Source organism: Ectothiorhodospira mobilis, from assembly GCF_016584115.1.
In the GTDB taxonomy this organism is placed as follows: Bacteria; Pseudomonadota; Gammaproteobacteria; order Ectothiorhodospirales; family Ectothiorhodospiraceae; genus Ectothiorhodospira; species Ectothiorhodospira mobilis.
In genome coordinates, this window is sequence record NZ_NRSK01000023.1 from 22,121 (window position 1) to 45,601 (window position 23,481).

A 23,481-nucleotide genomic window follows, 5' to 3' on the forward strand; every position below is an offset into this window, starting at 1 on the left:
ACGAGCCATTTCAATGACTTGGATTGTGGCACGGCTCCTGCATCCGTTGTATATGGCTGACACATCCGAGCCATCCATAACAACACTCTGCAGAGGATCCACAATCATGAAGAAAACCGTACTCGCTTTCGCCGTGGCCGCTGCCGTGGCCGCCCCCGCCGCCATGGCCGACACCACCCTGTACGGCCGCATGAACCTGTCCCTGGACTTCGTGGACAACGATGAGGACTCCTCCCACCAGCTGGCCTCCAACTCCTCCCGCCTGGGTGTGCGCGGTTCCGAGGACCTGGGTATGGGCCTGAAGGGGGTCTACCAGATCGAGGCCGGTCTCTATAGCGACCGCCAGACCTTCGACAACTCCGACCTGACCGCCCGCAACACCTACCTGGGCCTGGCCGGCGGCTTCGGTGAACTGCGTCTGGGTAAGCACGATAGTGCCTACAAGACCGCCACCCTGCCCCTGAACTTCTTCGCCGACACCCTGGGCGACATGCACCACATCGCCGGTCAGTTCGATGATGCCGCGGGGGTGGATAACTTCTACAACCGCGACGACAACACCATCGTCTACATGAGCCCGAACCTGGACGGCATGCGTTTCATGGCCAACTACACCACGGACAAGGACGACGACACCCCGGACGCCTATGCCAATGACCGGAGTGCCATGTCCCTGGCCGGCACCTTCGAACAGGGCCCCATGTACCTGGGCGTGGCCTACCAGCAGATGAACGAGTACAACGCTGCGCGTGACGCCGATGCCACCGGCTGGAAGGTGGGCGGCACCTACGACCTGGGGGGCTTCACCCTGGCGGCCATGTACGAGAACCTGGACTCCGATCAGGATGCCTTTGGTGATCGGGACATGTTCCACCTGGGTGGCAAGTACGCCATGGGCCAGGCCTACCTGATGGCCTCCTACTCCATGGCCGATGAGAACGACATGGACGAAACTGGGGCCGACATGTACGCCCTGGGCGCCGGCTACAACCTGTCCCAGCGCACCAACATGTACGCCACCTACGCCCAGATGTCCAATGACGATGCCGCCACCTATGCCTTCACCGGTTCCGGCAAGGGTAAGAGTGTGGCAGCCTCTGCGGCTGGCGCCGAGGTCTCCGGCTTCCAGGTGGGTGTGGCCCACAACTTCTAAGAAATCGGCCCCCAGGCCGACGTCCTGGTCCCTTCGCCGCCCCGGCGGCAAGGGGCCCTGTATTGAAGGGCGCGATGCGGAGGGTTCCGCTCGCGCCCTTTTTCTGTTCCGGCGGGGGAAATGCCGCCGATTGCTGCGCTGCGGTGTATGCACCCGGGCCGGTTCCGTGTCGATAACCCCATGAAATGAAAGTGAATTTTTCGTGGCAAACGCGGGGCTTGACTTGTCCGGAGGGGGCGGTGCTGTTACCCTCCCAAGTTCCCTTCGCAATCCTCCCCGCATCTATGACCTCCACGACCCGCATTCGCGAGATCCCCTACAACTACACCTCCTATTCCGACCGGGAGATCGTCATCCGGTTTCTCGGCGAGTCCATGTGGGACGTACTCAACACCCTGCGCGCCCAGCGGCGCACCGGCGTGTCCGCCCGCATGCTCTTCGAGGTGCTGGGGGATATGTGGGTGGTGACGCGCAACCCCTATATCCAGGATGACCTGCTGGCGGATAAGAAGCGCCTGAGCCATCTCATCGGCGCCATGGACCATCGCATCGACCAGATCGTGGCCCGGGCCGACGGCAACGAGAAGGCCCTGGAGCTGGCCGGGGCGGCGCGGCAGGCGGTGCGCCGCTTCGAGGCCTGGTTCCCCGAGCAGCAGGCCCTGCGCGAACGGGTGCGCCGCCGGCTTCTGCGCCACACCGCCCGGGACAACATCGCCTTCGACGGCCTGGCCCGGGTGTCCCATGTCACCGACGCCACCGACTGGCGCGTGGAGCTGCCCTTCGTGGTGATCACCCCCGACACCGAGGAGGAGATGGCCCAGGTGGTGGCCGCCTGCCTGGAACTGGGGCTGACGGTGATCCCCCGGGGCGGCGGCACCGGCTACACCGGCAGCGGCGTGCCCCTGACCCCCGACGCGGCGGTGATCAACACCGAGAAGCTGGACTGGGTGGGCGAGGTGGAATTCCGCGAGCTGCCCGGCCTGGAACAGCCGGTGCCCACCGTGCACACCGGCGCCGGGGCGGTGAACCGGCGCATCTCCGAGGCGGCCCTGCGGGGCGGCCATGTCTTCGCCGTGGATCCCACCTCCCAGGACGCCTCCACCGCGGGCGGCAACATCGCCATGAACGCCGGCGGCAAGAAGGCCGTGCAGTGGGGCACCGCCCTGGACAATCTGGCCTCCTGGCGCATGGTGACCCCCGACGCCCGCTGGATTGAGGTGGAGCGGGTGAACCACAACCTGGGCAAGATCCACGACCAGGAGGAGGTGACCTTCCGCATCACCCGCTACCAGGCGGACGGCCACACCCCCGAGGGGGAGCCGGAGGAGATCACCTTCCCCGGCCGCGCCTGCCGCCGCGAGGGGCTGGGCAAGGACGTGACCGACAAGCGCCTGTTCGATCTCCCCGGGGTACAGAAGGAGGGCTGCGACGGCCTCATCACCTCGGCGGTGTTCGTGGTGCACCGCATGGCCTCTCACCTGCGCACGGTGTGCCTGGAGTTCTACGGCCCGGACCTGCATCAGGCGGTGCCCGCCATCGTGGAGATCAAGAACGATCTGGAGGCGGATCCGAAGGTGCAGCTCACGGGGCTGGAGCATCTGGACGACCGCTACGTGCGCGCCGTGCGCTACACCCCCAAGGGGTCCCGGCGGGAGCGGCCCAAGATGCTGCTCATGGCCGACCTGGCCTCGGACGATGAGCAGGCCGTGGCGGATGCCGCCGCCCGGGTGGTGGGCATGGCCAATGCCCGCAACGGCGACGGTTTCATCGCCGTCAGCCCCGAGGCGCGCCGCCGCTTCTGGGAGGAGCGCTCCCGCACCGCCGCCATCGCCGCCCACACCAACGCCTTCAAGATCAACGAGGACGTGGTCATCCCCCTGGAGCGCCTGGGGGAATACAGCGAGGGCATCGAGCGCATCAATATCCACCAGTCCCTCACCAACAAGCTGCGCATGGCCGAGGAGATCCTCGAATGCCTGGACGCGGACCGCCAGGCCCTGGTGGCCAGGCTGGGCCTGGACAACGACGAGGCGCGCAACTGGTTCGAGAAGCGCCGCCAGGCCGCCGAGGCCCATGTGCTGCAGGTGCGCGACCGCTGGCGCCGCATCCTGGAGCACCTGGAGACGGACGCCACCGAGGTGGATGAACTCCTGGACGACACGGCCCGCCAGGCGCGGCGTCCCGGCGACCGGCTGGTGCATCTCATCCTGCGCCATGACCTGGTGATCTCCTACCGCCGCGAGCTGGAGGCCCCGCTGTTCGAGATCTTCGACGGGCGGGATCTGGACACTGTGCGCCAGCGCATCCAGGCGATCCACGACCGGGTGCTCACCAGCCGCCTGTTCGTGGCCCTGCACATGCACGCCGGGGACGGCAACGTGCACACCAACATCCCGGTGAACTCCAACGACTACGCTATGATGCACGAGGCGGAGCGCATCGTCGGGCAGGTGATGGACCTGGCCCGCAGCCTCGGCGGCGTCATCACCGGCGAGCACGGGGTGGGGCTCACCAAGATGCAGTACCTGGACCCGGAGGTGGTGGAGGCCTTCGCCGACTACAAGCGCCGGGTGGACCCGGACAACCGCTTCAACCGCGGCAAGCTCATGACGGGCTCCGGCCTGGCCATGGCCTACACCCCCTCCCTGCGCCTGGTGGAGGAGGAGGCCCTGATCCTGGAGCAGAGCGAGCTGGGGGCCCTGAACGACGACATCCGCGACTGCCTGCGCTGCGGCAAGTGCAAGCCGGTGTGCAGCACCCACGTGCCCCGGGCCAACCTGCTGTACTCGCCGCGCAACAAGATCCTGGCCACCGGGCTCATCATCGAGGCCTTCCTCTACGAGGAACAGACCCGCCGCGGCCTGTCCTTCCGCCACTTCGATGAGCTCAACGAGGTGGCGGACCACTGCACCGTGTGCCACAAATGCCTGCCGCCGTGCCCGGTGAACATCGACTTCGGCGACGTCACCGCGCGCATGCGCACCATCCTCAAGGAGCAGCGCCAGCGCCGCAGCAGCATGGCCGCCCGGGTCTCCATGACCTACCTGAACATCCAGGATCCGCGGGCGGTGCATGTGATGCACAAGGCCCTGGTGCAGTGGGGCTTCACCGCCCAGCGGGTGGGGCATACCCTGTTCCGGCGCGTGGGTCTCAAGGGGCCGGCCATCCCCCCCGCCACCACCCGCCGGCGGCCGCTGCACGAGCAGGTCATCCACATGATGAACAAGCCCCTGCCGGCGGATGTGCCCGCCCAGACCACCCGCACCATGCTGGGGCTGGACGATCCCAGCCATGTGGCCATCGTGCGGGATCCGGCGCAGATGGAGGACAACGGCGAGGCGGTGTTCTACTTCCCCGGCTGCGGCTCCGAGCGCCTGTTCAGCCAGGTGGCCCTGGCCTCCCTGGCCATGCTCTACCGCACCGGGGCCCAGACGGTCCTGCCGCCGGGCTATCTCTGCTGCGGCTATCCCCAGGAGGCCTCCGGGGAGGCGAAGAAGGCCCGGGAGATCGAGACCGCCAACCGCGTGCTCTTCCACCGCGTGGCCAACACCCTCAACTACCTGGACATCAAGACGGTGATCGTCTCCTGCGGCACCTGCATGGATCAGCTGCTCAAATACGAGTTCGAGCGCATCTTCCCCGGCTGCCGCCTGCTGGACATCCACGAATACCTGCTGGAGAAGGGGGTGACCCTGGAAAACGGCGTGGAAGGGCGGCAGTACCTGTACCACGATCCCTGCCACAGCCCCATGAAGACCCATAACCCGCTGAAGGTGGCCAATGCCCTCATGGGGCAGCCGGTGGTCCACTCCGACCGCTGCTGCGGCGAGGCGGGCACCTTCGCCATGAACCGCCCGGACGTGGCCACCCAGGTGCGCTTCCGCAAGCAGGAGGAGATCACCAAGGGGGTGACCCAGCTCACCGGTGAATCCGTGGCGGACCCGGGGCAGGTGAAGGTCCTCACCGCCTGTCCCGCCTGCCAGCAGGGGCTGGCCCGCTATGGCGAGGAGACCGGCGTGGGCACCGACTACATCGTGGTGGAGATGGCCGAGGCCCTCCTGGGGGCGGACTGGCAGCGCCGGTTCATCGACCAGGCCCGCCGTGAGGGCATCGAGAAGGTGCTGCTCTAGGCCCGCCCCGGGCCGCCGCGCCCGGGTGCGCCGGATGGCGTGGCCCGGAGCGCCGGCCCTAGAGGCGGTGGATCAGCCACAGCAGCAGGGACACCACCGCGCTGACCACCAGGGAGGTGGTGAGGGGGAGGTAGAAGGTGAAGCCGTCCCGCTGGATGAGCAGGTCCCCCGGCAGGCGCCCCAGGCCCAGCCGCGCAAGCCACGGCCAGGCCAGGCCCGCCAGGAGGAGCAGAATGCCCAGGGCGATCAGGATCCGGGCCATGGCGCGCGTCCTCCCGCCGGCCGCGGGCCTACCTCAGGGTGCGCACCCCGTCGGGGCCTGCCAGCAGCAGCACATCCGCCGGGCGGCGGGCGAAGATCCCCACGGTGACCACCCCGGCGATCTGGTTCAGGGTGGTCTCCATCTCCACCGGGTTGGCGATGCGCAGGTTGTGCACGTCCAGGATGAGGTTGCCGTTGTCCGTGGTGAAGCCCTGGCGCAGCTCCGGCTGCCCCCCCAGCTTGAGGATCTCCCGGGCCACGTAGCTGCGGGCCATGGGGATCACCTCCACCGGCAGGGGGAAGGCCCCCAGCACGTCCACCCGCTTGGATTCGTCGGCGATGCAGACGAAGGTCTCGCTGGCGGCGGCCACGATCTTCTCCCGGGTGAGGGCGCCGCCGCCCCCCTTGATCAGGTGCAGGTGTTCCGTGGCCTCGTCGGCCCCGTCCACGTACAGGGGCAGGGTGCCGGTGCTGTTCAGGTCCATCACCTGGATGCCGTGTCCCCGCAGGCGCTGGGCACTGGCCTCGGAGGAGGCCACGGCGCCCTCGATGCGGTTCTTCATGCCGGCGAGCAGGTCGATGAAGTGGTTGGCCGTGGATCCGGTGCCCACGCCCACGATCATGCCGTCTTCCACGTATTCCAGGGCCGCTTGGGCGGCGGCCTTCTTCATGTCGTCCGCGTTGCTCATGGGGTTTCTCCTCTGGTTTGAGGGGCATTCTACGCGCAGCGGCGGGGCGGGGTCATCACCGCTTGCGGCTGGGGAAGGGCGGGCGGTATCTTGATCCCATGACCTATCCCTACCTGCAGAAGATCCTCACCGCCCGCGTCTACGACGTGGCCCGCGAAACCCCCTTAGACCCCATGCCCACCCTCTCGCGCCGCCTGGGCAACCAGGTGCTGCTCAAGCGCGAGGACCTGCAGCCGGTGTTCTCCTTCAAGCTGCGGGGGGCCTACAACAAGATCGTGCAGCTGCCGCCGGAGGTGCGCGCCCGGGGGGTGATCGCCGCCTCCGCCGGCAACCATGCCCAGGGGGTGGCCCTCTCCGCCCGCCGCCTGGGGATCCCGGCGGTGATCGTCATGCCCCGCACCACGCCGTCCATCAAGGTGGACGCGGTGCGCGCCCTGGGGGGGGAGGCCATCCTGCACGGTGATTCCTACGACGAGGCCTACCGGCTCACCCAGGAGCTGGTGGAGGAGAACGGCTACACCTTCATCCATCCCTTCGACGAACCGGAGGTGATCGCCGGGCAGGGGACCGTGGCCATGGAGTTGCTGCGCCAGCATCCGGACCCGCTGGACGCCGTCTTCGTGGGCGTGGGCGGCGGCGGCATTCTCGGCGGCATGGCCGCCTACATCAAGGCCCTGCGTCCGGACATCCGCGTCATCGGCGTGGAGCCGGATGATGCCCCCTGCATGCAGCAGGCCCTGGAGAAGAAGCGCCGCGTGGTGCTGGAGCAGGTGGGCATCTTCGCCGACGGCGCGGCGGTGCGCCAGGCGGGCAAGGAGACCTATCGCCTGGCCCGGGAATACGTGGATGAGATCCTGCTGGTGTCCTCGGACGAGCTCTGCGCCGCCATCAAGGACATCTTCGACGACACCCGGGTGATGGCCGAACCCGCCGGGGCCCTGGGGGTGGCGGGCCTGAAGAAGTACCTGGAGCGGGAGGGGACCCGCGACGGCCGCTATGCCGCCGTGCTCAGCGGGGCCAACATCAACTTCGACCGTCTGCGCCACGTCACCGAGCGGGCGGAGCTGGGGGAGCACCGGGAGGCCCTGTTCGCCGCCACCATCCCCGAGCGCCCCGGCAGTTTCCGTGCCTTCTGCGAGGCCATCGGCAAGCGTTCCGTCACCGAGTTCAACTACCGCTATGCCGACGACCGTCAGGCCCATGTCTTCGTGGGGGTGCAGCTGAGCGGCGGCGAGGCGGAGGGCAAGGCCCTGCTGGCGGACCTGGAGGCCCGGGGCTATGCCATCGTGGACCTGAGCCGCAACGAGATGGCCAAGGCCCACCTGCGCCACATGGTGGGCGGGCACGCCACCCACGTGGGGGACGAGCGGGTCTACCGCTTCGAGTTCCCGGAGCGGCCGGGGGCGCTGATGAACTTCCTCAGCCACATGGGCCAGGACTGGAACATCAGCCTGTTCCACTACCGCAACCATGGCGCCGCCTACGGCCGGGTGCTGGTGGGGCTGCAGGTGCCCCCCGAGGACAAGACCCGCTTCAGGCGCTTCCTGAAGGATCTGGGCTACATCCACTGGGAGGAGACGGACAACCCGGTCTACCGGTTGTTCCTCGGGCCTGAAAACGGGGCCGTGCCGGAGCTCAGTCCCGGGGGTTCTCCAGAGAGAGGATGAAGTCCCATTCCCCGGGGGTGACCGGCAGGATGGAGAGGCGGTTGCCGCGGCGCACCAGGGGCATGGCGGACAACTCCGGGGCCTGTTTCAGTTCGCTTAAGGGGATGATCCGCTCCAGGCGTCGCTGGAAGGCCACATCCACCCGGAACCAGCGGGGGTTTTCGGGGGTGCTGCGGGGGTCGTGATAGCGGTGTCCGGGGGTCCAGGCGGTGTCATCGGGATAGCCCCCGCGCACGATGCGCATGATCCCGGCGATGCCGGGCACCTTGCAGTTGGAGTGATAGAGAAAGGCCAGGTCCCCGGCGTGCATCTCGTCCCGCAGCATGTTGCGGGCCTGGTAGTTGCGCACCCCCTCCCAGGGTTCCTCCCCCACCCGTTCCAGGTCGTCGATGCCGAAGACCCCGGGTTCGGATTTCATCAGCCAGTAGCGCATGGGGATCCTCCCGTGTCGCCCTGATCCCGGCGGGACCAGAGGATCAGTTCCCGTTCCGTGGCCACCGCGTCCAGGGCCACGTCCCAGGGGGCATGGGGCAGGGCCGCCACCTCCTGGAAGCCGTAGGCCAGGCCCAGCAGGCGCGGCCGGTGCCAGCAGCGGTGGCGGTTGAGATGCGAGAAGGTGGTGTCGTAGAAGCCGCCGCCCATGCCCAGGCGGTGGCCGGCCCGGTCAAAGCCCACCAGGGGGGCGATCACCAGGTCCAGGTGCCGCGCCGGCCGCCGGCGGCGTGCCCGCACCGGCGGCTCGGGGATGCCGAAGCGGTTGCGCACCAGCCGGTCCCCCGGCTGCCAGGGCATGAACCACAACAGGCGCGGATGGCGCGGGGCCAGCACCGGCAGGTAGAGCTGCTTGCCGGCGGCCCGGGCCGCCTGCATCAAGGGGCCGGGGTCCACCTCCCCCCGGTCCGGGAGGTAGAAGGCGATATGCCGCGCGGCGGTGAACAGGCGGTGATGGCGCACCCGTGCCGCCACCTGCCAGGCCAGGGCCCGGCGCTCCCCGGGGGAGAGGGCGAGCCGCCGCCGTCTCAGGTCGCGTCGCAGGGCATGGCGCGGTGGCTGCATGGCGGTATCAGCAAGGAAAGGGGAGGGGATTGCGGGGACCTCCCCGAAGGAAAAAGGCCCGAAGAAAAAAGGGCCGGCCTGTTGGGGCCGGCCCTGGGGATAAGGAGGACACGCTCCGCATGTGCCGTGGCAGACCTTCGACCTTGAACCAGCGGTTCAAGTGGGTGCCTACGCGATGGATCCAGGCTTTCCGCACGAGGGCGGACATGCACAACACCATCGCAGTTCGGCTCCCGGGGTAGTTCATTAGGCTCAAGGATAAACCCCGGCCGCACACGTACACCGCAGAGGTGCCCAAACTCGTCAAACTCAAAACCTTTGGCCATCCGGGCCGTTGTCCGCCTCAGCCGGCGTGTTCCCGGCCCTCCTGCCGGGCCAGCGCGGCATCGATGCGTTGCCGCAGCTGCTGCATGCGCTCGTCCGTGCGGGCCTGCCGGCCCTTCATGGCCAGCAGTTCGTGGGTGAGGTTCAGCGCCGCCATGACGGCGATGCGGTCCCCCCCCACCACCTTGCCGGTGTCCCGGATCTCCTTCATGCGCCGGTCCAGCAGGTCGGCGGAGGCCACCAGGGCGCTGCGCTCGTCCTCCGGGCAGGCGATGCGGTAGTCCTTGCCCAGGATCTGCACCGTCACCGGTTCGGTGGCGCGTTCGTTCACGAGGCCTGCTCCATGGAACGCAGGCGGCTGATCATGGACTCCACCTTGATGCGCGCCTGTTCGCCCCGTTCCGACAGCGCCGCCCGTTCGGAGCGCAGCTGTTCGTTCTCCTGCCGCAGCAGGCGGTTCTCCTCCTGCAGGCGGTCGCAGAACTGCACCAGCGCCTCCACCCGGGATTCCAGTTCCCGCAACGTCTGTTCGGCGGGATCGTTGTGGGGCGCCTCCGTCATGGGGCCAATATAGGCCTGTCCGGCGGGGGGCGTCAACGGTCCGGGGCAGGACCCTGCAGGCCCCGGCGGGGCGCATGGGCAGGGGGGATGCGGCGGTGTTAGACTGGCCAGAAACCCTCCCCGCCCCACGCGAGATCCGTGCCATGATGCCTGGTTATGAAGCCGTCGAAGACAGCCTGCGCACCGCCGGTGCCGCCGCCGGCGCCGCCGAGGTCCACGGCACCCTCTGCGGCCTGCTCACCGCCAATCTGGGTTCCGGGGCCGGGGCCTGGCTGCGGGAGATCCTGCCCCCGGACGCCGGGGGGCAGGGGGAGGCGGCGCCGCCGCAGGCCCTTGCGGCCCTGTTCGAGGCCACCCGCACCCAGCTGGCGGATGCCCTCTTGAGCTTCGATCTGCTGCTGCCCCCCGATGACAGCGATCTGGAGCGGCGGGTGGAGGCCCTGGGGCTGTGGTGCCAGGGTTTCCTCTATGGCCTGGCCCTGGCCGGCGTGGGGGAGCCCCGCACCCTGCCCCAGGACTCCGCGGAGATCGTCCGGGATCTGTCCGAGATCGCCCGTACGGGCTTCTCCCTGGACGACCAGGAGGAGGATGAGGCCGCCTTCCAGGAGATCCACGAATACGTGCGTGTGGGTGTGCTGCTGGTGAGTGAGGAGCTCCAGCCCCTGAAGGGCCCCTCCGGGCTGCACTGAGCCCGCTTCGGACCATCGAGCCATGATCCCGAACCCGACCCGACTGCAGGAATTCGCCCACCGCCGCCGCCGCCTCATGGAGGCCATGGGGGAGGGGGCCATCGCCATCATCCCCGGGGCCCCGGAGCGCACCCGCAACCGGGATGTGACCCATCCCTTCCGCCAGGACAGCGATTTCTGGTACCTCACCGGCTTCACCGAGCCCGAGGCGGTGGCCGTGCTGGTGCCGGGGCGGGCCGAAGGGGACTATATCCTCTTCTGCCGCGAGCGCGATCCCGAGAAGGAGACCTGGCACGGCCGCCGCGCGGGCACGGAGGGGGCGGTGCGCGACTTCGGCGCCGGCGAGGCCCATCCCCTGGCGGACCTGGAGCAGCTCCTGCCCGGCCTGCTGGAGGGCCGGGAGCGGGTCTATCTGAGCCTGGGGCACGAGTCGGGCATGGACCGCCGGGTGAGCGCCTGGATCGAGGCCATGGGCCGCCGTGGCCGTGCCGGGGTGCGCCCGCCCCGGGCGCTGGTGTCCCTGGACCCCCTGCTGCACGAGCTGCGCCTGTTCAAGTCGGGGCAGGAGCTGGAGGCCATGCGCCGGGCGGCGGCGGTCACCGTGGAGGCCCATCGGCGCGCCATGGCCGCCTGCCGGCCGGGGATGTGGGAGTACCAGCTGGAGGCGGAACTGCTCTATACCTTCCGCCATGCCGGCATGGAACCGGCCTATGCCTCCATCGTCGGCGGGGGGGCCAACGGCTGCATCCTGCACTATACCGAGAACGAGGACCGGCTGCGGGACGGTGACCTGGTGCTCATCGATGCCGGTTGCGAATACCTGGGATACGCCGGCGATGTGACCCGCACCTTCCCGGTGAACGGGCGCTTTTCCCCGGCCCAGCGGGCGGTGTACGACATCGTCCTGGAGGCCCAGGCGGCGGCCATCGCCCGGGTGGCCCCGGGGCGGCACTGGGAGGAGCCCCACCAGGCGGCGGTGGCGGTGCTCACCCGGGGGCTGGTGGACCTGGGGGTGCTGCAGGGCCCGGTGGAGCGGCTGGTGGAGGAGGGGGCCTATCGGCCCTACTACATGCACCGCACCGGGCACTGGCTGGGTCTGGATGTGCACGATGTGGGGGACTACCGGGTGGACGGTGCCCCGCGGCCCCTGCAGCCGGGGATGGTGATGACCGTCGAGCCGGGGCTCTATTTCCCGCCGGGGGGCGAGGGGGTGCCGGAGGCGCTGGCCGGCATCGGCGTGCGCATCGAGGACGACGTGGCGGTGACCCGGGACGGGCACGAGGTGCTCACGCACGACTGCCCCAAGGCCCCGGAGGCCATCGAGGCCCTCATGGCTGGCGTGCGTTGAGCCCCGCATGCCCCGGCGCCGCCGGGATTGGCCTACACTATCTGGCCGGATCGCCAGGGGACATCGCATCATGAAAGAGTTCTGGGATAACCGTTTCGCCGCCGGCGGATATGTCTACGGCACGGCGCCCAATGCCTATCTCCTGGCCCATCACGCCCTGTACCGGCCCGGACAGCGGGTGTTGTGCGTGGGGGACGGTGAGGGCCGCAACGGGGTCTGGCTGGCCGGCCGGGGGCTGGAGGTGACCTCGGTGGACTTCTCCCGCCAGGCCCTGGACAAGGCCGAGGCCCTGGCACAGCACCGCGGCGTGTCGCTGCACACCGTCTGCGCCGATCTGGCGGGCTGGGACTGGCCCCGGGAGCGCTTCGACCACGTGGTCTCCATCTTCCTGCATCTGCCCCCGGAGCAGCGCCGGCGGGTGCATGCCGCCATGTTCCGGGCCCTGAAGCCCGGGGGATGGCTGCTGCTGGAGGCCTTCCATCCGGAGCAGATCCACTACCACAGCGGGGGTCCCCGGGACGTCGCCATGCTCTATGGCAGCGTCACCCTGCGGGAGGACCTGGTGGATGCCGAGTTCCGGGAGCTGGCGGAGGTGGCGGTGCACCTGGACGAAGGGCCGGGGCATCAGGGCCGTGCCGCGGTGACCCGGGCCCTCATCCGCCGCCCCGAGCCGGCACCGGGGGCCTCCGGCAAGCCATAGCCGTGGGCTATAAAGGATCCCGGATTCATACCCTTCGGAATGCTTTCGCTTTGATGACACCCCAGGTATAGTGGCGGCCACAGAAACGGGTGACCAGTCACCCCGGCAGCGTGGGAGAGACCTCCCCTTGGGGAGGCGCCGAAGGCGCAACTTCCGCCCGGAAACGCTCAGGCAAAAGGACTGCGCTGCCCGCATCGACTCTGGAGAGCGGCCCGAGGGCCCACCGAAGGGGATAGCCGGCGCCACGGGCGTGGTTCAATCTCTCAGGTTTCAGGACAGAGGGGCGGTCGACACCCAGCACGTGTCGGCCGCCCCTTTTTCGTTCAACGGGAGCCTGAAGCCATGACGACGCCCAGACAGACCACCCTGCACGATACCCACGTGGCCGCCGGCGCCCGCATGGTGGACTTTGCCGGCTGGTCCATGCCCATCCACTACGGCTCGCAGCTGGAGGAGCACCACGCCGTGCGCCGCGATGCCGGCATGTTCGACGTCTCCCACATGACGGTGGTGGACGTGGCCGGTCCCGGTGCCCGCGCCTACCTGCGCCGCCTGCTGGCCAACGACGTGGACAAGCTCCGCACCCCGGGCCGCGCCCTCTACAGCTGCATGCTCAACGCCGACGGTGGCGTGCTGGACGACCTCATCGTCTATCGCCGGGAGGAGGGTTATCGCGTGGTGGTCAATGCCGCCACCCGGGACAAGGACCTGGCCTGGATGCAGGAGGTGGCGGCCGCTCATCAGGGCTTGTCCGTGACCGAGCGGGAGGACCTGGACATGATCGCGGTGCAGGGCCCCGGGGCCCGGCAGCGCATTCTGCCCCTGCTGCCCGGGGCCCTGCAGGGCCCGGCGGCGGAGCTGACCCCCTTCCACGCCATGGAATCCGGCGACTGGTTCGTGGCCTGCACCGGCTACACCGGCGAGGATGGCTTTGAGGTGATCCTGCCCGCCGGGGAGACCCGTGCCTTTTGGTCGGCCCTTTCCGGGGCCGGGGTACGCCCCGTGGGCCTGGGGGCCCGGGACACCCTGCGCCTGGAGGCGGGCATGAACCTCTATGGCACCGATATGGACGAGACCACCACCCCCCTGGAATCCGCCCTGGGCTGGACCGTGGCCCTGGAGCCGGCGGACCGGGACTTCATCGGCCGCGCCGCCCTGGAGCGTCAGAAGGCCGAAGGGGTGCCCCGCCGCCTGGTGGGTCTGGTGCTGGAGGGCCGGGGGGTGCTGCGGGGACACATGAAGGTCCTGGCCGGGGAGGCCGGCGAGGGCGAGACCACCAGTGGCAGCTTCTCCCCCACCCTGGGGGCCTCCATCGCCCTGGCCCGCCTCCCGGCCGGGGCCGGCGAGCGCGTCCAGGTGGAGATCCGCGGCAAGGCGGTGCCGGCCCGGGTGGTGCGGCCCCCGTTCGCCCGCAACGGCCAGCCGGTGGTCGACATCCCGGCCTGAAACCGATTCAATCGCCCTTTCCAATCCCCAAAGCATTTTCAGCCTTTTCAGGAGCCATCCCCATGAGCAATGTCCCGAGCGATCTGAAGTACGCCAAATCCCACGAATGGGTGCGCCAGGAGTCCGATGGCAGCCTCACCGTGGGCATCTCCGAGCACGCCCAGGAGCTGCTGGGGGATCTGGTCTTCGTGGAGACCCCCGAGGCGGGCACGACCCTGGAGGCCGGCAGCGCCTGTGCCGTGGTGGAATCGGTGAAGGCGGCCTCCGATGTCTACGCCCCGGTGAGCGGCGAGGTGACGGCGGTGAACGAGCAGCTGGGGGACAGCCCCGAGCTGGTGAACAGCGATCCCTACGGCGAGGGCTGGCTCTTTCGCGTGAAGCCCGCCGACAGCGGTGAACTGGCCGGCCTCATGGATGCCGAGGCCTACAAGGCCCACCTGGAGGCGGAGGGCTGATCCCGCCGCTGCCCGTACCGGGCCATGCGTGAGCGTTGCGGGCGGGGGCTCCCCGCCCGCCCCCGGACCCCGGCCTCCCTTCCCGGGGCACGGGACCGGTTCGCCCCTGCTTTTCGTCATCCGGAGAATCCCCAAGACCATGCCCTTTATCCCCCACACCGAATCCGACGTGCGCGAGATGCTCTCGGCCATCGGCGCCGATGCCATCGAGACGCTGTTCGACGAGATCCCCCAGGCCCTGCGGGTGGACGGTCTCAAGGGGCTGCCCCCGGCCCTGAGCGAGATGGAGGTGACCCGGCTCATGGAGACCCGGTCCGCCGGGGACGCCACCGCACTCAATTTCATCGGCGCCGGGGCCTATGAGCACCACGTGCCGGCGGCGGTCTGGCAGATCGCCACCCGCGGCGAGTTCTATAGCGCCTACACCCCCTATCAGGCGGAGGCCAGCCAGGGGACGCTGCAGCTCATCTACGAATACCAGTCCATGATGGCCGGGCTCACCGGCCTGCCGGTATCCAACGCCTCCCTCTACGACGGGGCCTCCGCCCTGGCGGAGGCGGCCCTCATGGCCGTGCGCGCCAACCGCAAGAACAAGAGCCAGCGCATCCTCATGCCGGCCAGTGTGCATCCCGCCTACCGCGCCGTGGTGCGCAGCATCGTCTCCCCCCAGGGGATCGAGCTGGTGGACCTGCCCTTCGATGCCGCCGCCGGCCGCGTGGATCCCGCGGCCCTGGAGGCCGAGGCCCCCGGGGAGGCGGCCGCCCTGGTGATCCCCCAGCCCAACTTCTTCGGCGTGCTGGAGGAGGCGGACGCCCTCACCGACTGGGCCCATGGACAGGGCATGCAGGTGATCGGCGTGGTCAATCCCGTCTCCCTGGCCCTGCTCAAGGCGCCGGGGGAATGGGGCGGGAAGGGGGCCGATATCGTCGTGGGCGAGGGCCAGCCTCTGGGCGCGCCCCTGTCCTCCGGCGGACCCTATTTCGGCTTCATGTGCTGCCGCAAGGAACACGCCCGGCAGATGCCCGGCCGGGTCGTGGGGCGCACCACGGACGCCGACGGCCGTGATGGTTTCGTGCTCACCCTGCAGGCCCGGGAGCAGCACATCCGCCGTTCCAAGGCCACCTCCAACATCTGCACCAACCAGGGGCTGATGGTCACCGCCGCCACCATCCACATGGCCCTGCTGGGTCCGGAGGGGCTGGAGCGGGTGGCCGCCGCCTCCATGGCCCATACCCAGAATCTGGTGGAGCGACTGGCGGCCTGCGGCTGCGAGCCGGTGTTCTCCGGCGAACGCTTCCACGAGGTGGCGGTGCGCGTGGGTGGCGATGCCGAACGCGTGGCCGCGGCCATGGCGGAGGAGGGGGTGCTCGCGGGCTATCCCCTGGGCCGGGACTATCCCGAGCTGAAGGACGCGCTGCTGGTGTGCGTCACCGAGACCAAGACCGGCGCGGACCTGGACCGTTACGTGGCGGCACTGGAAAAGGCGCGGGCGGCTTCCTAAGTTCCCTACAGGGGCGTGCCATCCGGGCCGACCCGAGTCATCCAGCCGCAACCCTCAGGAGGGTCCCATGGCCGAGATCACATTGCAGGGCAATCCCATCCATACCAGCGGTGAACTGCCCCAGGTGGGCACCCGGGCGCCGGACTTCACCCTGGTGGACAAGGACCTGAACGACGTCTCCCTGGGGGATTTCCGGGGCGTGAGGAAGGTGCTGTCCATCGTGCCCAGCCTGGATACCGACGTGTGCGCCGCCTCCGCAAAGCGGTTCAATGCCGATGTCGCCGGCCGGGACGATGTGGTGGTGCTCAATGTCTCCGCCGATCTGCCCTTCGCCCAGGGCCGGTTCTGCCAGGCCGAGGGGGTGGACCGGGTGAAGACCCTGTCCATGATGCGCTCCCGGGACTTCGCCCGGGACTACGGCGTGCTCATCGTGGACGGCCCCCTGGCGGGGATCGCCGCCAGGGCCGTGCTGGTGCTGGACGCGGACGACACCATCCTGCACGCCCAGCTGGTGCCGGAGATCACCCAGGAACCGGACTACGACGCCGTTCTCGCCCACTTGTCATGATCCCCGGGCCCGGTGCGCCACAGGCCGCCGGGCCCCAAACCCGAATCCCGTGAATCAGGAGCAGGCTATGCTGATCTTCGAACTCTCCCGTCCCGGCCGCCGGGCTGCCGCCCAGGCCCCCCTGGAACGGGCCGAGACTCCGGTGCTGCCGGAGCGCTTCCGGCGCACGCGCCGGGCGCCGCTGCCGGAGGTGTCGGAGATGGACGTGGTGCGCCACTATACCCGGCTGTCGCAGAAGAACTTCTCCATCGACACCCAGTTCTATCCCCTGGGCTCCTGCACCATGAAGTACAACCCCAGGGCCAGCAACAGCCTGGCCATGCTGCCGGGGTTCCTGCGCCGCCATCCCCATGCCCCCGAGGCCCAGAGCCAGGGCTTCATGGCCTGCATGCATGAACTGCAGGAGATGCTCCAGGAGGTGACGGGGATGCGCCAGGTCTCCCTCACCCCCATGGCCGGGGCCCAGGGGGAGTTCGCCGGCGTGGCCATGATCCGGGCCTATCACCGCGCCCGGGGCGATACGGCCCGCACCGAGATCCTGGTGCCCGACGCGGCCCACGGCACCAACCCCGCCACCGCCACCATGTGCGGCTATACCGTGCGGGAGATCCCCACCGACGCCTCCGGGGATGTGGACATGGAGGCCCTGAAGGCGGCCGTGGGGCCCGCCACCGCCGGGATCATGCTCACCAACCCCTCCACCGTGGGGGTCTTCGAGCGGCGCATCCGGGAGATCGCCGGACTGGTGCACGAAGCCGGCGGGCTGCTGTACTACGACGGGGCCAATCTCAACGCCATCCTGGGCAAGGTGCGCCCGGGGGACATGGGCTTTGACGTCATCCACATGAACCTGCACAAGACCTTCTCCACCCCCCACGGGGGCGGTGGGCCGGGGGCCGGGGCCGTGGGGGTGAGCGAGCGCCTGCGTCCGTTCCTGCCCGTGCCGTTGGTGGAGCGCCGGGAGGAGGGCTACCGCTGGGTCACGGAGGCGGACCTGCCCCAGACCATCGGCCGCCTGTCGGCCTTTGCCGGCAACGCCGGGGTGCTGCTGCGGGCCTATGTCTACATGCGCCTGCTGGGGCGGGAGGGGATGCCCCGGGTGGCGGACTACTCCACCCTCAACGCCAACTACCTCATGGCCCGCCTGCGGGAGCAGGGCTTCGACGTGGCCTTCCCGGATCGCCGCGCCACCCATGAGTTCATCGTCACCCTGAAGCGCCAGGCGAAGGAGCAGGGGGTGACCGCCATGGATGTGGCCAAGCGCCTGCTGGACTACGGCTTCCACGCCCCCACCACCTACTTCCCGCTGCTGGTGCCCGAGTGCCTGCTGGTGGAGCCCACGGAGACGGAGAGCAAGGAGACCCTGGACGCCTTCGTGGAGGCCATGGCCCGGATCCTGGAGGAGGCCTCCAGCGACACCGAGACGGTGAAGACCGCCCCCCATACCCTGTCCAACCGGCGCTTTGACGAGGTGCGGGCGGCCAAGGCCCTGGATGTGGCCTGGTCCGCCGATGAGGCGGCGGCCGGCTGATGGCCGCCAGCGGCCACCGGGGGCTGACCCGCATCGTCAAGGCCGCCGGGTACTCCTGGAAGGGCCTGTGCAGCACCTTCCGCCACGAGGCGGCCTTCCGCCAGGAGCTTCTGGCCTGTGCCGTGCTCGCCCCCCTGGCCCTGTGGCTGGGGGAGGGGGGCGTGGAACGGGTCCTGCTGCTGGGCAGCCTGATCCTGGTGCTCATCGTGGAACTGCTCAACAGCGGCCTGGAGGCGGCCATCGACCGTTTCGGCGGTGAGCCGCACCCCCTCTCCGCCCGCGCCAAGGACATGGGCTCGGCGGCCGTGCTCCTGGCCCTGGTCCACGCCGCCCTGGTCTGGGGGCTGATCCTCCTCTTCTGACCGTTCGCCCCTCCCGGCGGGCCCTCAGCGCCCGCCGTCGGCGCCATCGCGGCTGAGGCAGTCCACCAGGTGGTCCGCCAGGTCCCGCAGCAGCCGGTAATAGCTCTCCACCCCCGGGGGCAATGCCGCCCCCAGGGGGTCCAGCACCCCGGTGCGGGCATCGGTGCCTTCCACCAGGGTATGCACCAGATCCGGCTCGAACTGGGGTTCCACGAAGACGCACAGGGCCCCGGCCCCGCGGATGCGCTCCCGGATCTCATGGATGCGCCGCGCACCCACGGACCTGGAGGGGTCCAGGGTGATGGAGCCGGCGGGGCTCAGGCCGTAGTGGCGTTCAAAGTACTGGTAGGCGTCGTGGAAGACGATGAAGGGCCGGTCGTCCACGGGGGCGAGGCGTTGCGCAAGCTGCGCATCCAGGGCCTGGAGCTCCGCCAGGATGCGGTCGCGGTTGGCCCGGTAGCGCTGGGCGTTCTGCGGATCCGCCTGCGCCAGCACCCCGGCCACGTGGCGGGTGATGCGGACCGCGTTCTCCGGGGAGAGCCAGACATGGGTGTCCACATCCCGGTCGTGGTCCTCCTCCGGGTGGCCATGGCCGTGGGCATCCCCGTCAGCATGGGGGCGGTGTTCCCACAGCCCGCCCTCGCGCCGCGGGTGGACGATGAGATCGGCGTCCTCCATGAGGGAGACCCGCACCAGGTCTTCCGGCGCCGTGGCCAGGGGGCGTACCAGGAAGGTCTCCATCTCCGGGCCGATCCACACCGCCACGTCGGCCTCGTGCAGGCGGCGCATGTCCGAGGGCCGCAGGCGGTAGGTGTGGGGCGAGGCCCCCGGCGGCACCAGCCGCACCGGCTCCGCCACGCCTTCCATGACACCGTGCACCAGGTTGTGGATCGGGGCGATACTGGTCACCACCCGGGGCGCCGCCCCGGCGCTGCCCCAGGCGATCAATGCGAGCATCAGGATGAGCAGACGGGATGCGCGTTCCATGAAGACCTCCCGGAATCCGTTGGCTGGGAAAAGGATATAATATAACATCCTTGCGGCGTTCCACCGGGTGCCGATGGGGAGTCCGGCCGTGCTGTTTGCAACGAACCAGAAGAGCCAGTCTTCGGACCACCTTTCCTGCCTCATGGAGGCCCGCGGCGTGGGCCTGGTCCTGGGGGGGCGGCGTATCCTCCGGGACGTGGACCTGCGCATCGAACCCGGGCAGATCACCACAATCATCGGTCCCAACGGTGCCGGCAAGACCTCGCTGCTGCGGGTCCTGCTGGGTCTGGTGCCCCCCACGGAGGGGGTGCTGCACCGGCGCCGGGGGCTGCGCATCGGCTACATGCCCCAGCGCATCGTGGTGGACGAGATCCTGCCCATCACGGTGCGCCGTTTCCTCTCCCTGGGGCGGCGCCTCCCCCGGCAGCGGCTGCAGGACGTGCTCCGGGAGGTGGGGGTGGGGCGGCTGCTGGATCAGCCCGTGCAGTCCGTCTCCGGAGGGGAGATGCAGCGCATCCTGCTGGCCCGGGCCCTGCTGCGGGAGCCCCATCTGCTGGTGCTGGACGAGCCGGCCCAGGGGGTGGATGTGTCCGGCCAGGGGGAGGTGTTCCAGCTCATCGCCGCCCTGCGGGACCGCTACGGCTGCGGCGTGCTGATGGTCTCCCACGAACTGCACCTGGTGATGGCGGCGGCGGATTCGGTGGTGTGCCTGAACCGCCATGTCTGTTGCACGGGACATCCCGAGGTGGTGAGCCGGGATCCGGCCTACCGCCGCCTCTTCGGCGACTCCATGCCCCCCGGGGTGGCCTTTTATCCCCATCATCACGATCACCACCACGACCTGCGGGGCAACATCCTCCCCGAATCCGCCCCGGAAGGGGCGCCGGTCCACGGTGAGGACAACGACGACTGACGGAGGTATACCCATGGACGCCTTCATCCTGCGGGCCCTGCTGGGCGGCCTGGCGGTGGCCCTGGTGGCAGGCCCCCTGGGTTCGTTCATGGTCTGGCGGCGCATGGCCTACTTCGGCGACACCCTGGCCCATTCGGCCCTGCTGGGGGTGGCCCTGGGGTTCCTCATGGGCATCAGCGTGAACCTGTCGGTGATCCTGGTGTGCATGGCCCTGGCGGCGGCCCTGGTGGTGCTGCAACGCCAGCGCCGGCTGGCCTCGGACACCCTCCTGGGCATCCTGGCCCACAGCGCCCTGTCCCTGGGGCTGGTGGCCATCGCCTTTCTGGAGACGGTGCGCATCGACCTGATGGCCTATCTTTTCGGGGACATCCTGGCGGTGTCCTGGGTGGACCTGGGGTGGATCCTGGGGGGCGGTGCGGTGGCCCTGCTGGCTCTGGTGGGGATCTGGCGTCCGCTGCTGGCGGCCACGGTGCACGAGGACCTGGCCCGGGTGGAGGGGGTGCCGGTGACGGCGGTGGGCATCGCCTTCATGATGCTCATCGCCCTGGTCATCGCCGTGGCCATGAAGGTGGTGGGGGTACTGCTCATCACCTCCCTGATGATCATCCCCGCCGCCGCGGCCCGGCGGCTGTCCCGCACCCCGGAACAGATGGCGGCCCTGGCCTCACTCCTGGGCTGCCTGGCGGTGACGGCGGGACTCTGGGGCTCCTGGAACTGGGATACCCCGGCGGGGCCCTCCATCGTGGTGGCGGCGGCGGGGATCTTCCTGCTGATGCTGGCCGTGCCGGTGGACTGGATGCGGCGTCGCGGGGATCCGGAACGATCCGAAGCCTGAGTCCGAGGCGTCAGTCCCGTTCCAGGGTGACAAAGCTGTAGGGGTGGGGGTTTTGGGGGTCCGCGGCATGGAACTCGCGGGCCGTCTCCCGCCAGCCGGGGCCGAAGGGGGGCATCCAGGTGTCCCCCGTAAAGGCGTGATGGATCTCCGTCAGGTGGATGCGCCGGCAGCGGGGCAGCAGCTGGGCGAAGAGGTCGGCGCCACCGATGAGGAAGACCTCCGCCGCGGGCGCCGCCGCCGCGAGTCCCGCCTCGGGGGAGGACACCACGGTGCAGCCCCCGGCCTGATATCCCGGGTCGCGGCTGACCACGATGCTGCGCCGGCGGGGCAGGGGACGGCCGATGGATTCAAAGGTGCGCCGCCCCATGAGCAGGGTCCCGTCCAGGGTGAGGCGCTTGAAGTGGGCCAGGTCCGCCGGCAGGTGCCAGGGCAGGCCGCCCACCGCCCCGATGAGGCGGTTGCGGTCCATGGCCACCACCACGGTGAGCAGGGGTTCGGGGGCGTTCATACGGCGATGGGGGCCTTGATGGGGGGATGGCAGCGGTAGTCCTCCAGGCGGATGTCCTCGAAGCGGAAGGCGAACAGGTCGTCCACCTGGGGATTCAGCCACAGCCGCGGCAGGGGGAAGGGTTCCCGGGCGAGTTGCTCCCGGGCCTGTTGCAGATGGTTGCGGTACAGGTGCACGTCGCCGAAGGTGTGCACGAATTCGCCCGCCTCCAGTCCCGTGGCCCGGGCCACCATGTGGGTGAGCAGGGCGTAGGAGGCGATGTTGAAGGGCACTCCCAGGAAGATGTCCGCGCTGCGCTGGTAGAGCTGGCAGGAGAGGCGCCCGTTGGCCACGTAGAACTGGAACAGGCAGTGGCAGGGGGCCAGGGCCATGCGTCCGTCCCGGGCGTTCTCCACCGGGGAGCGGGATTCATCCGGCAGGTCCGCCACGTTCCAGGCGCTCACCACCAGCCGGCGGGAATCGGGGCGGCTGCGGATCTGCTCCACCACCTCCCGCATCTGGTCGATGCTGCGCCCGTCGGGGGCCGGCCAGGAGCGCCACTGGCGGCCGTAGATGGGGCCGAGGTCGCCGTCCTCCGTGGCCCATTCGTCCCAGATGCTCACCCCGTGGGTATGCAGGTAGTCCAGATGGGTCTCCCCCCGCAGGAACCACAAAAGCTCGTGCACCACCGACTTCAGGTGCAGCCGCTTGGTGGTCACGGCCGGGAAGCCGTCCGCCAGGTGGAAGCGGATCTGGCGTCCGAACAGGGAACGGGTGCCGGTGCCGGTGCGGTCGTCCTTCTCCGTGCCGTGGTCCAGGATCTCCTGCAGCAGTTCCAGGTAGGGGCGCACGCTTCACACCTCCGGGGGCCGGTTACGGCGCCCGGCCCAGGCCATGAGGCCGAGACCGGCCAGGATCATGGGCAGGCTCAGGAGCTGGCCCATGGTCAGCCAGCCGAAGGCCAGGTAGCCCAGGTGGGCGTCCGGTTCGCGCACGAATTCGATGATGAAGCGGAACAGCCCGTAGCCGATGAGGAACAGCCCGGAGGCGGCCCCGGTGGGTCGCGGCCGGCGGGTGAAGAACCAGAGCACGGTGAACAGCACCACCCCCTCCAGGAAGGCCTGGTAGAGCTGGCTGGGGTGTCGGGGCAGCAGATCCGCCGCGGGGAAGACCATGGCCCAGGGCAGGTCCGTGGGCTTGCCCCAGAGCTCGCCGTTGATCCAGTTGCCGATACGGCCCAGACCCAGGCCGATGGGCACCAGCGGGGCCACGAAGTCCGTGAGCCGGAAAAAGGCGATGCCCTGGCGGTGGCCATAGAGGCCCGTGGCCAGCAGGACCCCGATCAGTCCGCCGTGGAAGCTCATGCCCCCTTCCCAGATGCGCAGCACCATGAGCGGGTCCCCGGCCAGGGCGTCCCACTGATAGAACAGTACATAGCCCAGGCGCCCCCCCAGGAGGACCCCGAGGACGCCATAGAACAGCAGATCCCCCAGCTGTTCCGCCGTCAGCGGGCTCCAGGGCTGGCGCACGCGCAGCCGCCCCAGGCCCCAGAAGGCGGCGAAGCCCAGCAGGTACATGATCCCGTACCAGTGGATGGCCAGGGGGCCGATCTCGATGGCCACGGGGTCGATGAAGGGATGGCTCGGGTAGGCGGACATGGGAAGGCGGATTCTACGTGATTCTCCCGGACCTCACCAAGCCTTGTCCAACGACACATGAGCCTGAAGGAGGGACGTGATTCCAGCGTGAAGTGAGCCTGAAGGCGGTCGGGGTTTGGGATCATCGGAGGATGATCCTCATGCTCAAGACCCAAGGACT

At 69.4% G+C, this 23,481-nt stretch carries 24 protein-coding genes, 1 other RNA gene and 1 riboswitch; of the genes, 14 read left to right on the top strand and 11 right to left on the bottom strand.

Features of this window, described 5'->3' with window-relative positions; all coding sequences use genetic code 11:
- Positions 1 to 106 precede the first annotated feature (106 nt).
- Positions 107 to 1,153 carry a porin gene (locus CKO33_RS09730; protein ID WP_200181972.1) on the top strand — a complete coding sequence of 349 codons (1,047 nt, stop codon included), beginning with the start codon at positions 107 to 109 and terminating at the stop codon, positions 1,151 to 1,153.
- Positions 1,154 to 1,437: 284 nt separating this feature from the next.
- Positions 1,438 to 5,283 carry a DUF3683 domain-containing protein gene (locus CKO33_RS09735; protein ID WP_200181974.1) on the top strand — a complete coding sequence of 1,282 codons (3,846 nt, stop codon included), beginning with the start codon at positions 1,438 to 1,440 and terminating at the stop codon, positions 5,281 to 5,283.
- A 58-nt stretch (positions 5,284 to 5,341) separates the two neighbouring features.
- Here the strand turns inward: CKO33_RS09735 and CKO33_RS09740 are convergent, their stop codons facing one another.
- Both CKO33_RS09740 and rpiA read right to left on the bottom strand, forming a co-directional pair.
- On the bottom strand, positions 5,342 to 5,545 hold the full coding sequence (locus CKO33_RS09740; RefSeq protein WP_200181976.1) for a DUF2905 domain-containing protein: 204 nt from the start codon (positions 5,543 to 5,545) through the stop codon (positions 5,342 to 5,344).
- A 28-nt stretch (positions 5,546 to 5,573) separates the two neighbouring features.
- Positions 5,574 to 6,233 (bottom strand): ribose-5-phosphate isomerase RpiA, encoded by a 660-nt coding sequence (rpiA, locus tag CKO33_RS09745; protein WP_200181977.1) that lies wholly within the window; start codon positions 6,231 to 6,233, stop codon positions 5,574 to 5,576.
- 98 nt (positions 6,234 to 6,331) lie between these two features.
- Here rpiA and ilvA point away from each other — a divergent pair, with 98 nt between their 5' ends.
- Positions 6,332 to 7,900 (top strand): threonine ammonia-lyase, biosynthetic, encoded by a 1,569-nt coding sequence (gene ilvA, locus CKO33_RS09750; RefSeq protein ID WP_200181980.1) that lies wholly within the window; start codon positions 6,332 to 6,334, stop codon positions 7,898 to 7,900.
- Here ilvA and CKO33_RS09755 read toward each other — a convergent pair.
- From CKO33_RS09755 to CKO33_RS09775, 5 genes are all read right to left on the bottom strand, one after another.
- Positions 7,869 to 8,333, bottom strand: coding sequence for an EVE domain-containing protein (locus tag CKO33_RS09755; RefSeq protein ID WP_200181987.1), 465 nt, complete (start codon positions 8,331 to 8,333; stop codon positions 7,869 to 7,871). The genes ilvA and CKO33_RS09755 overlap by 32 nt on opposite strands.
- Positions 8,318 to 8,956, bottom strand: coding sequence for a 5-formyltetrahydrofolate cyclo-ligase (locus CKO33_RS09760; protein ID WP_200181989.1), 639 nt, complete (start codon positions 8,954 to 8,956; stop codon positions 8,318 to 8,320). The genes CKO33_RS09755 and CKO33_RS09760 overlap by 16 nt, the downstream gene beginning before the upstream one ends.
- Before the next feature lie 108 nt (positions 8,957 to 9,064).
- Positions 9,065 to 9,250: non-coding RNA, 6S RNA (gene ssrS / locus CKO33_RS09765), on the bottom strand.
- Between the two features lie 49 nt (positions 9,251 to 9,299).
- A complete protein-coding gene (locus CKO33_RS09770) occupies positions 9,300 to 9,611 on the bottom strand; it encodes a cell division protein ZapA (protein WP_200181991.1) in 312 nt (103 codons plus the stop codon).
- Positions 9,608 to 9,841, bottom strand: a complete 234-nt coding sequence (locus tag CKO33_RS09775; protein WP_200181993.1) for a TIGR02449 family protein — start codon at positions 9,839 to 9,841, stop codon at positions 9,608 to 9,610. Before CKO33_RS09775 ends, CKO33_RS09770 begins: the two co-directional genes overlap by 4 nt.
- Before the next feature lie 143 nt (positions 9,842 to 9,984).
- On the opposite strand from CKO33_RS09775, the gene CKO33_RS09780 reads away from it, so the two are divergent.
- The 9 genes from CKO33_RS09780 (at position 9,985) to CKO33_RS09820 (ending at position 18,441) form a co-directional block, all read left to right on the top strand.
- Positions 9,985 to 10,530 carry a UPF0149 family protein gene (locus tag CKO33_RS09780; protein WP_200181995.1) on the top strand — a complete coding sequence of 182 codons (546 nt, stop codon included), beginning with the start codon at positions 9,985 to 9,987 and terminating at the stop codon, positions 10,528 to 10,530.
- Positions 10,531 to 10,552: 22 nt separating this feature from the next.
- Complete coding sequence (gene pepP, locus CKO33_RS09785) at positions 10,553 to 11,878, top strand: Xaa-Pro aminopeptidase (RefSeq protein WP_200181997.1); 1,326 nt, start codon at positions 10,553 to 10,555, stop codon at positions 11,876 to 11,878.
- Between the two features lie 70 nt (positions 11,879 to 11,948).
- Positions 11,949 to 12,578: an SAM-dependent methyltransferase gene (locus tag CKO33_RS09790; protein ID WP_200181998.1), complete on the top strand. Its 630-nt coding sequence runs from the start codon at positions 11,949 to 11,951 to the stop codon at positions 12,576 to 12,578.
- 101 nt (positions 12,579 to 12,679) lie between these two features.
- Positions 12,680 to 12,771, top strand: a riboswitch (glycine riboswitch).
- Between the two features lie 149 nt (positions 12,772 to 12,920).
- Positions 12,921 to 14,024 (top strand): glycine cleavage system aminomethyltransferase GcvT, encoded by a 1,104-nt coding sequence (gene gcvT, locus CKO33_RS09795; RefSeq protein WP_200182000.1) that lies wholly within the window; start codon positions 12,921 to 12,923, stop codon positions 14,022 to 14,024.
- 62 nt (positions 14,025 to 14,086) lie between these two features.
- Entirely contained in the window at positions 14,087 to 14,479 is a 393-nt protein-coding gene (gene gcvH, locus CKO33_RS09800; RefSeq protein WP_200182002.1) for a glycine cleavage system protein GcvH, read from the top strand.
- A gap of 139 nt (positions 14,480 to 14,618) precedes the next feature.
- A complete protein-coding gene (gene gcvPA / locus CKO33_RS09805) occupies positions 14,619 to 15,980 on the top strand; it encodes an aminomethyl-transferring glycine dehydrogenase subunit GcvPA (protein ID WP_200182004.1) in 1,362 nt (453 codons plus the stop codon).
- A 67-nt stretch (positions 15,981 to 16,047) separates the two neighbouring features.
- The gene (gene tpx / locus CKO33_RS09810; protein ID WP_200182006.1) at positions 16,048 to 16,548 is read left to right on the top strand and encodes a thiol peroxidase; all 501 of its coding nucleotides are present in this window, start codon (positions 16,048 to 16,050) and stop codon (positions 16,546 to 16,548) included.
- 67 nt (positions 16,549 to 16,615) lie between these two features.
- Positions 16,616 to 18,079, top strand: a complete 1,464-nt coding sequence (gene gcvPB, locus CKO33_RS09815; protein ID WP_200182008.1) for an aminomethyl-transferring glycine dehydrogenase subunit GcvPB — start codon at positions 16,616 to 16,618, stop codon at positions 18,077 to 18,079.
- Entirely contained in the window at positions 18,079 to 18,441 is a 363-nt protein-coding gene (locus CKO33_RS09820; protein ID WP_200182010.1) for a diacylglycerol kinase, read from the top strand. Before gcvPB ends, CKO33_RS09820 begins: the two co-directional genes overlap by 1 nt.
- Positions 18,442 to 18,465: 24 nt before the next feature.
- On the opposite strand, the gene CKO33_RS09825 is transcribed toward CKO33_RS09820, so the two are convergent.
- Positions 18,466 to 19,428 (bottom strand): zinc ABC transporter substrate-binding protein, encoded by a 963-nt coding sequence (locus tag CKO33_RS09825; protein WP_200182012.1) that lies wholly within the window; start codon positions 19,426 to 19,428, stop codon positions 18,466 to 18,468.
- A 142-nt stretch (positions 19,429 to 19,570) separates the two neighbouring features.
- Between CKO33_RS09825 and CKO33_RS09830 the strand changes: the two genes are divergently transcribed.
- Both CKO33_RS09830 and znuB read left to right on the top strand, forming a co-directional pair.
- Positions 19,571 to 20,341: an ATP-binding cassette domain-containing protein gene (locus tag CKO33_RS09830; protein ID WP_200182022.1), complete on the top strand. Its 771-nt coding sequence runs from the start codon at positions 19,571 to 19,573 to the stop codon at positions 20,339 to 20,341.
- Positions 20,342 to 20,354: 13 nt separating this feature from the next.
- Positions 20,355 to 21,176, top strand: a complete 822-nt coding sequence (znuB, locus tag CKO33_RS09835) for a zinc ABC transporter permease subunit ZnuB (RefSeq protein WP_200182014.1) — start codon at positions 20,355 to 20,357, stop codon at positions 21,174 to 21,176.
- A gap of 10 nt (positions 21,177 to 21,186) precedes the next feature.
- Here znuB and CKO33_RS09840 read toward each other — a convergent pair whose 3' ends face one another.
- The 3 genes from CKO33_RS09840 to lgt are packed head-to-tail and all read right to left on the bottom strand — an operon-like array spanning position 21,187 to position 23,321.
- Positions 21,187 to 21,684 carry a dihydrofolate reductase gene (locus CKO33_RS09840; protein ID WP_200182016.1) on the bottom strand — a complete coding sequence of 166 codons (498 nt, stop codon included), beginning with the start codon at positions 21,682 to 21,684 and terminating at the stop codon, positions 21,187 to 21,189.
- Positions 21,681 to 22,514: a thymidylate synthase gene (locus CKO33_RS09845; RefSeq protein ID WP_200182018.1), complete on the bottom strand. Its 834-nt coding sequence runs from the start codon at positions 22,512 to 22,514 to the stop codon at positions 21,681 to 21,683. The genes CKO33_RS09840 and CKO33_RS09845 overlap by 4 nt, the downstream gene beginning before the upstream one ends.
- 3 nt (positions 22,515 to 22,517) lie before the next feature.
- On the bottom strand, positions 22,518 to 23,321 hold the full coding sequence (gene lgt / locus CKO33_RS09850) for a prolipoprotein diacylglyceryl transferase (RefSeq protein ID WP_200182020.1): 804 nt from the start codon (positions 23,319 to 23,321) through the stop codon (positions 22,518 to 22,520).
- Positions 23,322 to 23,481: the final 160 nt, after the last annotated feature.

Bases quoted from the DNA above. Each gene is read 5' to 3' on its own strand.
- CKO33_RS09730 (WP_200181972.1), top strand. From the start codon at position 107: ATGAAGAAAACCGTACTCGCTTTCGCCGTGGCCGCTGCCGTGGCCGCC.
- CKO33_RS09735 (WP_200181974.1), top strand. From the start codon at position 1,438: ATGACCTCCACGACCCGCATTCGCGAGATCCCCTACAACTACACCTCC.
- CKO33_RS09740 (WP_200181976.1), bottom strand. From the start codon at position 5,545: ATGGCCCGGATCCTGATCGCCCTGGGCATTCTGCTCCTCCTGGCGGGC.
- rpiA (WP_200181977.1), bottom strand. From the start codon at position 6,233: ATGAGCAACGCGGACGACATGAAGAAGGCCGCCGCCCAAGCGGCCCTG.
- ilvA (WP_200181980.1), top strand. From the start codon at position 6,332: ATGACCTATCCCTACCTGCAGAAGATCCTCACCGCCCGCGTCTACGAC.
- CKO33_RS09755 (WP_200181987.1), bottom strand. From the start codon at position 8,333: ATGCGCTACTGGCTGATGAAATCCGAACCCGGGGTCTTCGGCATCGAC.
- CKO33_RS09760 (WP_200181989.1), bottom strand. From the start codon at position 8,956: ATGCAGCCACCGCGCCATGCCCTGCGACGCGACCTGAGACGGCGGCGG.
- CKO33_RS09775 (WP_200181993.1), bottom strand. From the start codon at position 9,841: ATGACGGAGGCGCCCCACAACGATCCCGCCGAACAGACGTTGCGGGAA.
- CKO33_RS09780 (WP_200181995.1), top strand. From the start codon at position 9,985: ATGATGCCTGGTTATGAAGCCGTCGAAGACAGCCTGCGCACCGCCGGT.
- pepP (WP_200181997.1), top strand. From the start codon at position 10,553: ATGATCCCGAACCCGACCCGACTGCAGGAATTCGCCCACCGCCGCCGC.
- CKO33_RS09790 (WP_200181998.1), top strand. From the start codon at position 11,949: ATGAAAGAGTTCTGGGATAACCGTTTCGCCGCCGGCGGATATGTCTAC.
- gcvT (WP_200182000.1), top strand. From the start codon at position 12,921: ATGACGACGCCCAGACAGACCACCCTGCACGATACCCACGTGGCCGCC.
- gcvH (WP_200182002.1), top strand. From the start codon at position 14,087: ATGAGCAATGTCCCGAGCGATCTGAAGTACGCCAAATCCCACGAATGG.
- gcvPA (WP_200182004.1), top strand. From the start codon at position 14,619: ATGCCCTTTATCCCCCACACCGAATCCGACGTGCGCGAGATGCTCTCG.
- tpx (WP_200182006.1), top strand. From the start codon at position 16,048: ATGGCCGAGATCACATTGCAGGGCAATCCCATCCATACCAGCGGTGAA.
- gcvPB (WP_200182008.1), top strand. From the start codon at position 16,616: ATGCTGATCTTCGAACTCTCCCGTCCCGGCCGCCGGGCTGCCGCCCAG.
- CKO33_RS09820 (WP_200182010.1), top strand. From the start codon at position 18,079: ATGGCCGCCAGCGGCCACCGGGGGCTGACCCGCATCGTCAAGGCCGCC.
- CKO33_RS09825 (WP_200182012.1), bottom strand. From the start codon at position 19,428: ATGGAACGCGCATCCCGTCTGCTCATCCTGATGCTCGCATTGATCGCC.
- CKO33_RS09830 (WP_200182022.1), top strand. From the start codon at position 19,571: ATGGAGGCCCGCGGCGTGGGCCTGGTCCTGGGGGGGCGGCGTATCCTC.
- znuB (WP_200182014.1), top strand. From the start codon at position 20,355: ATGGACGCCTTCATCCTGCGGGCCCTGCTGGGCGGCCTGGCGGTGGCC.
- CKO33_RS09840 (WP_200182016.1), bottom strand. From the start codon at position 21,684: ATGAACGCCCCCGAACCCCTGCTCACCGTGGTGGTGGCCATGGACCGC.
- lgt (WP_200182020.1), bottom strand. From the start codon at position 23,321: ATGTCCGCCTACCCGAGCCATCCCTTCATCGACCCCGTGGCCATCGAG.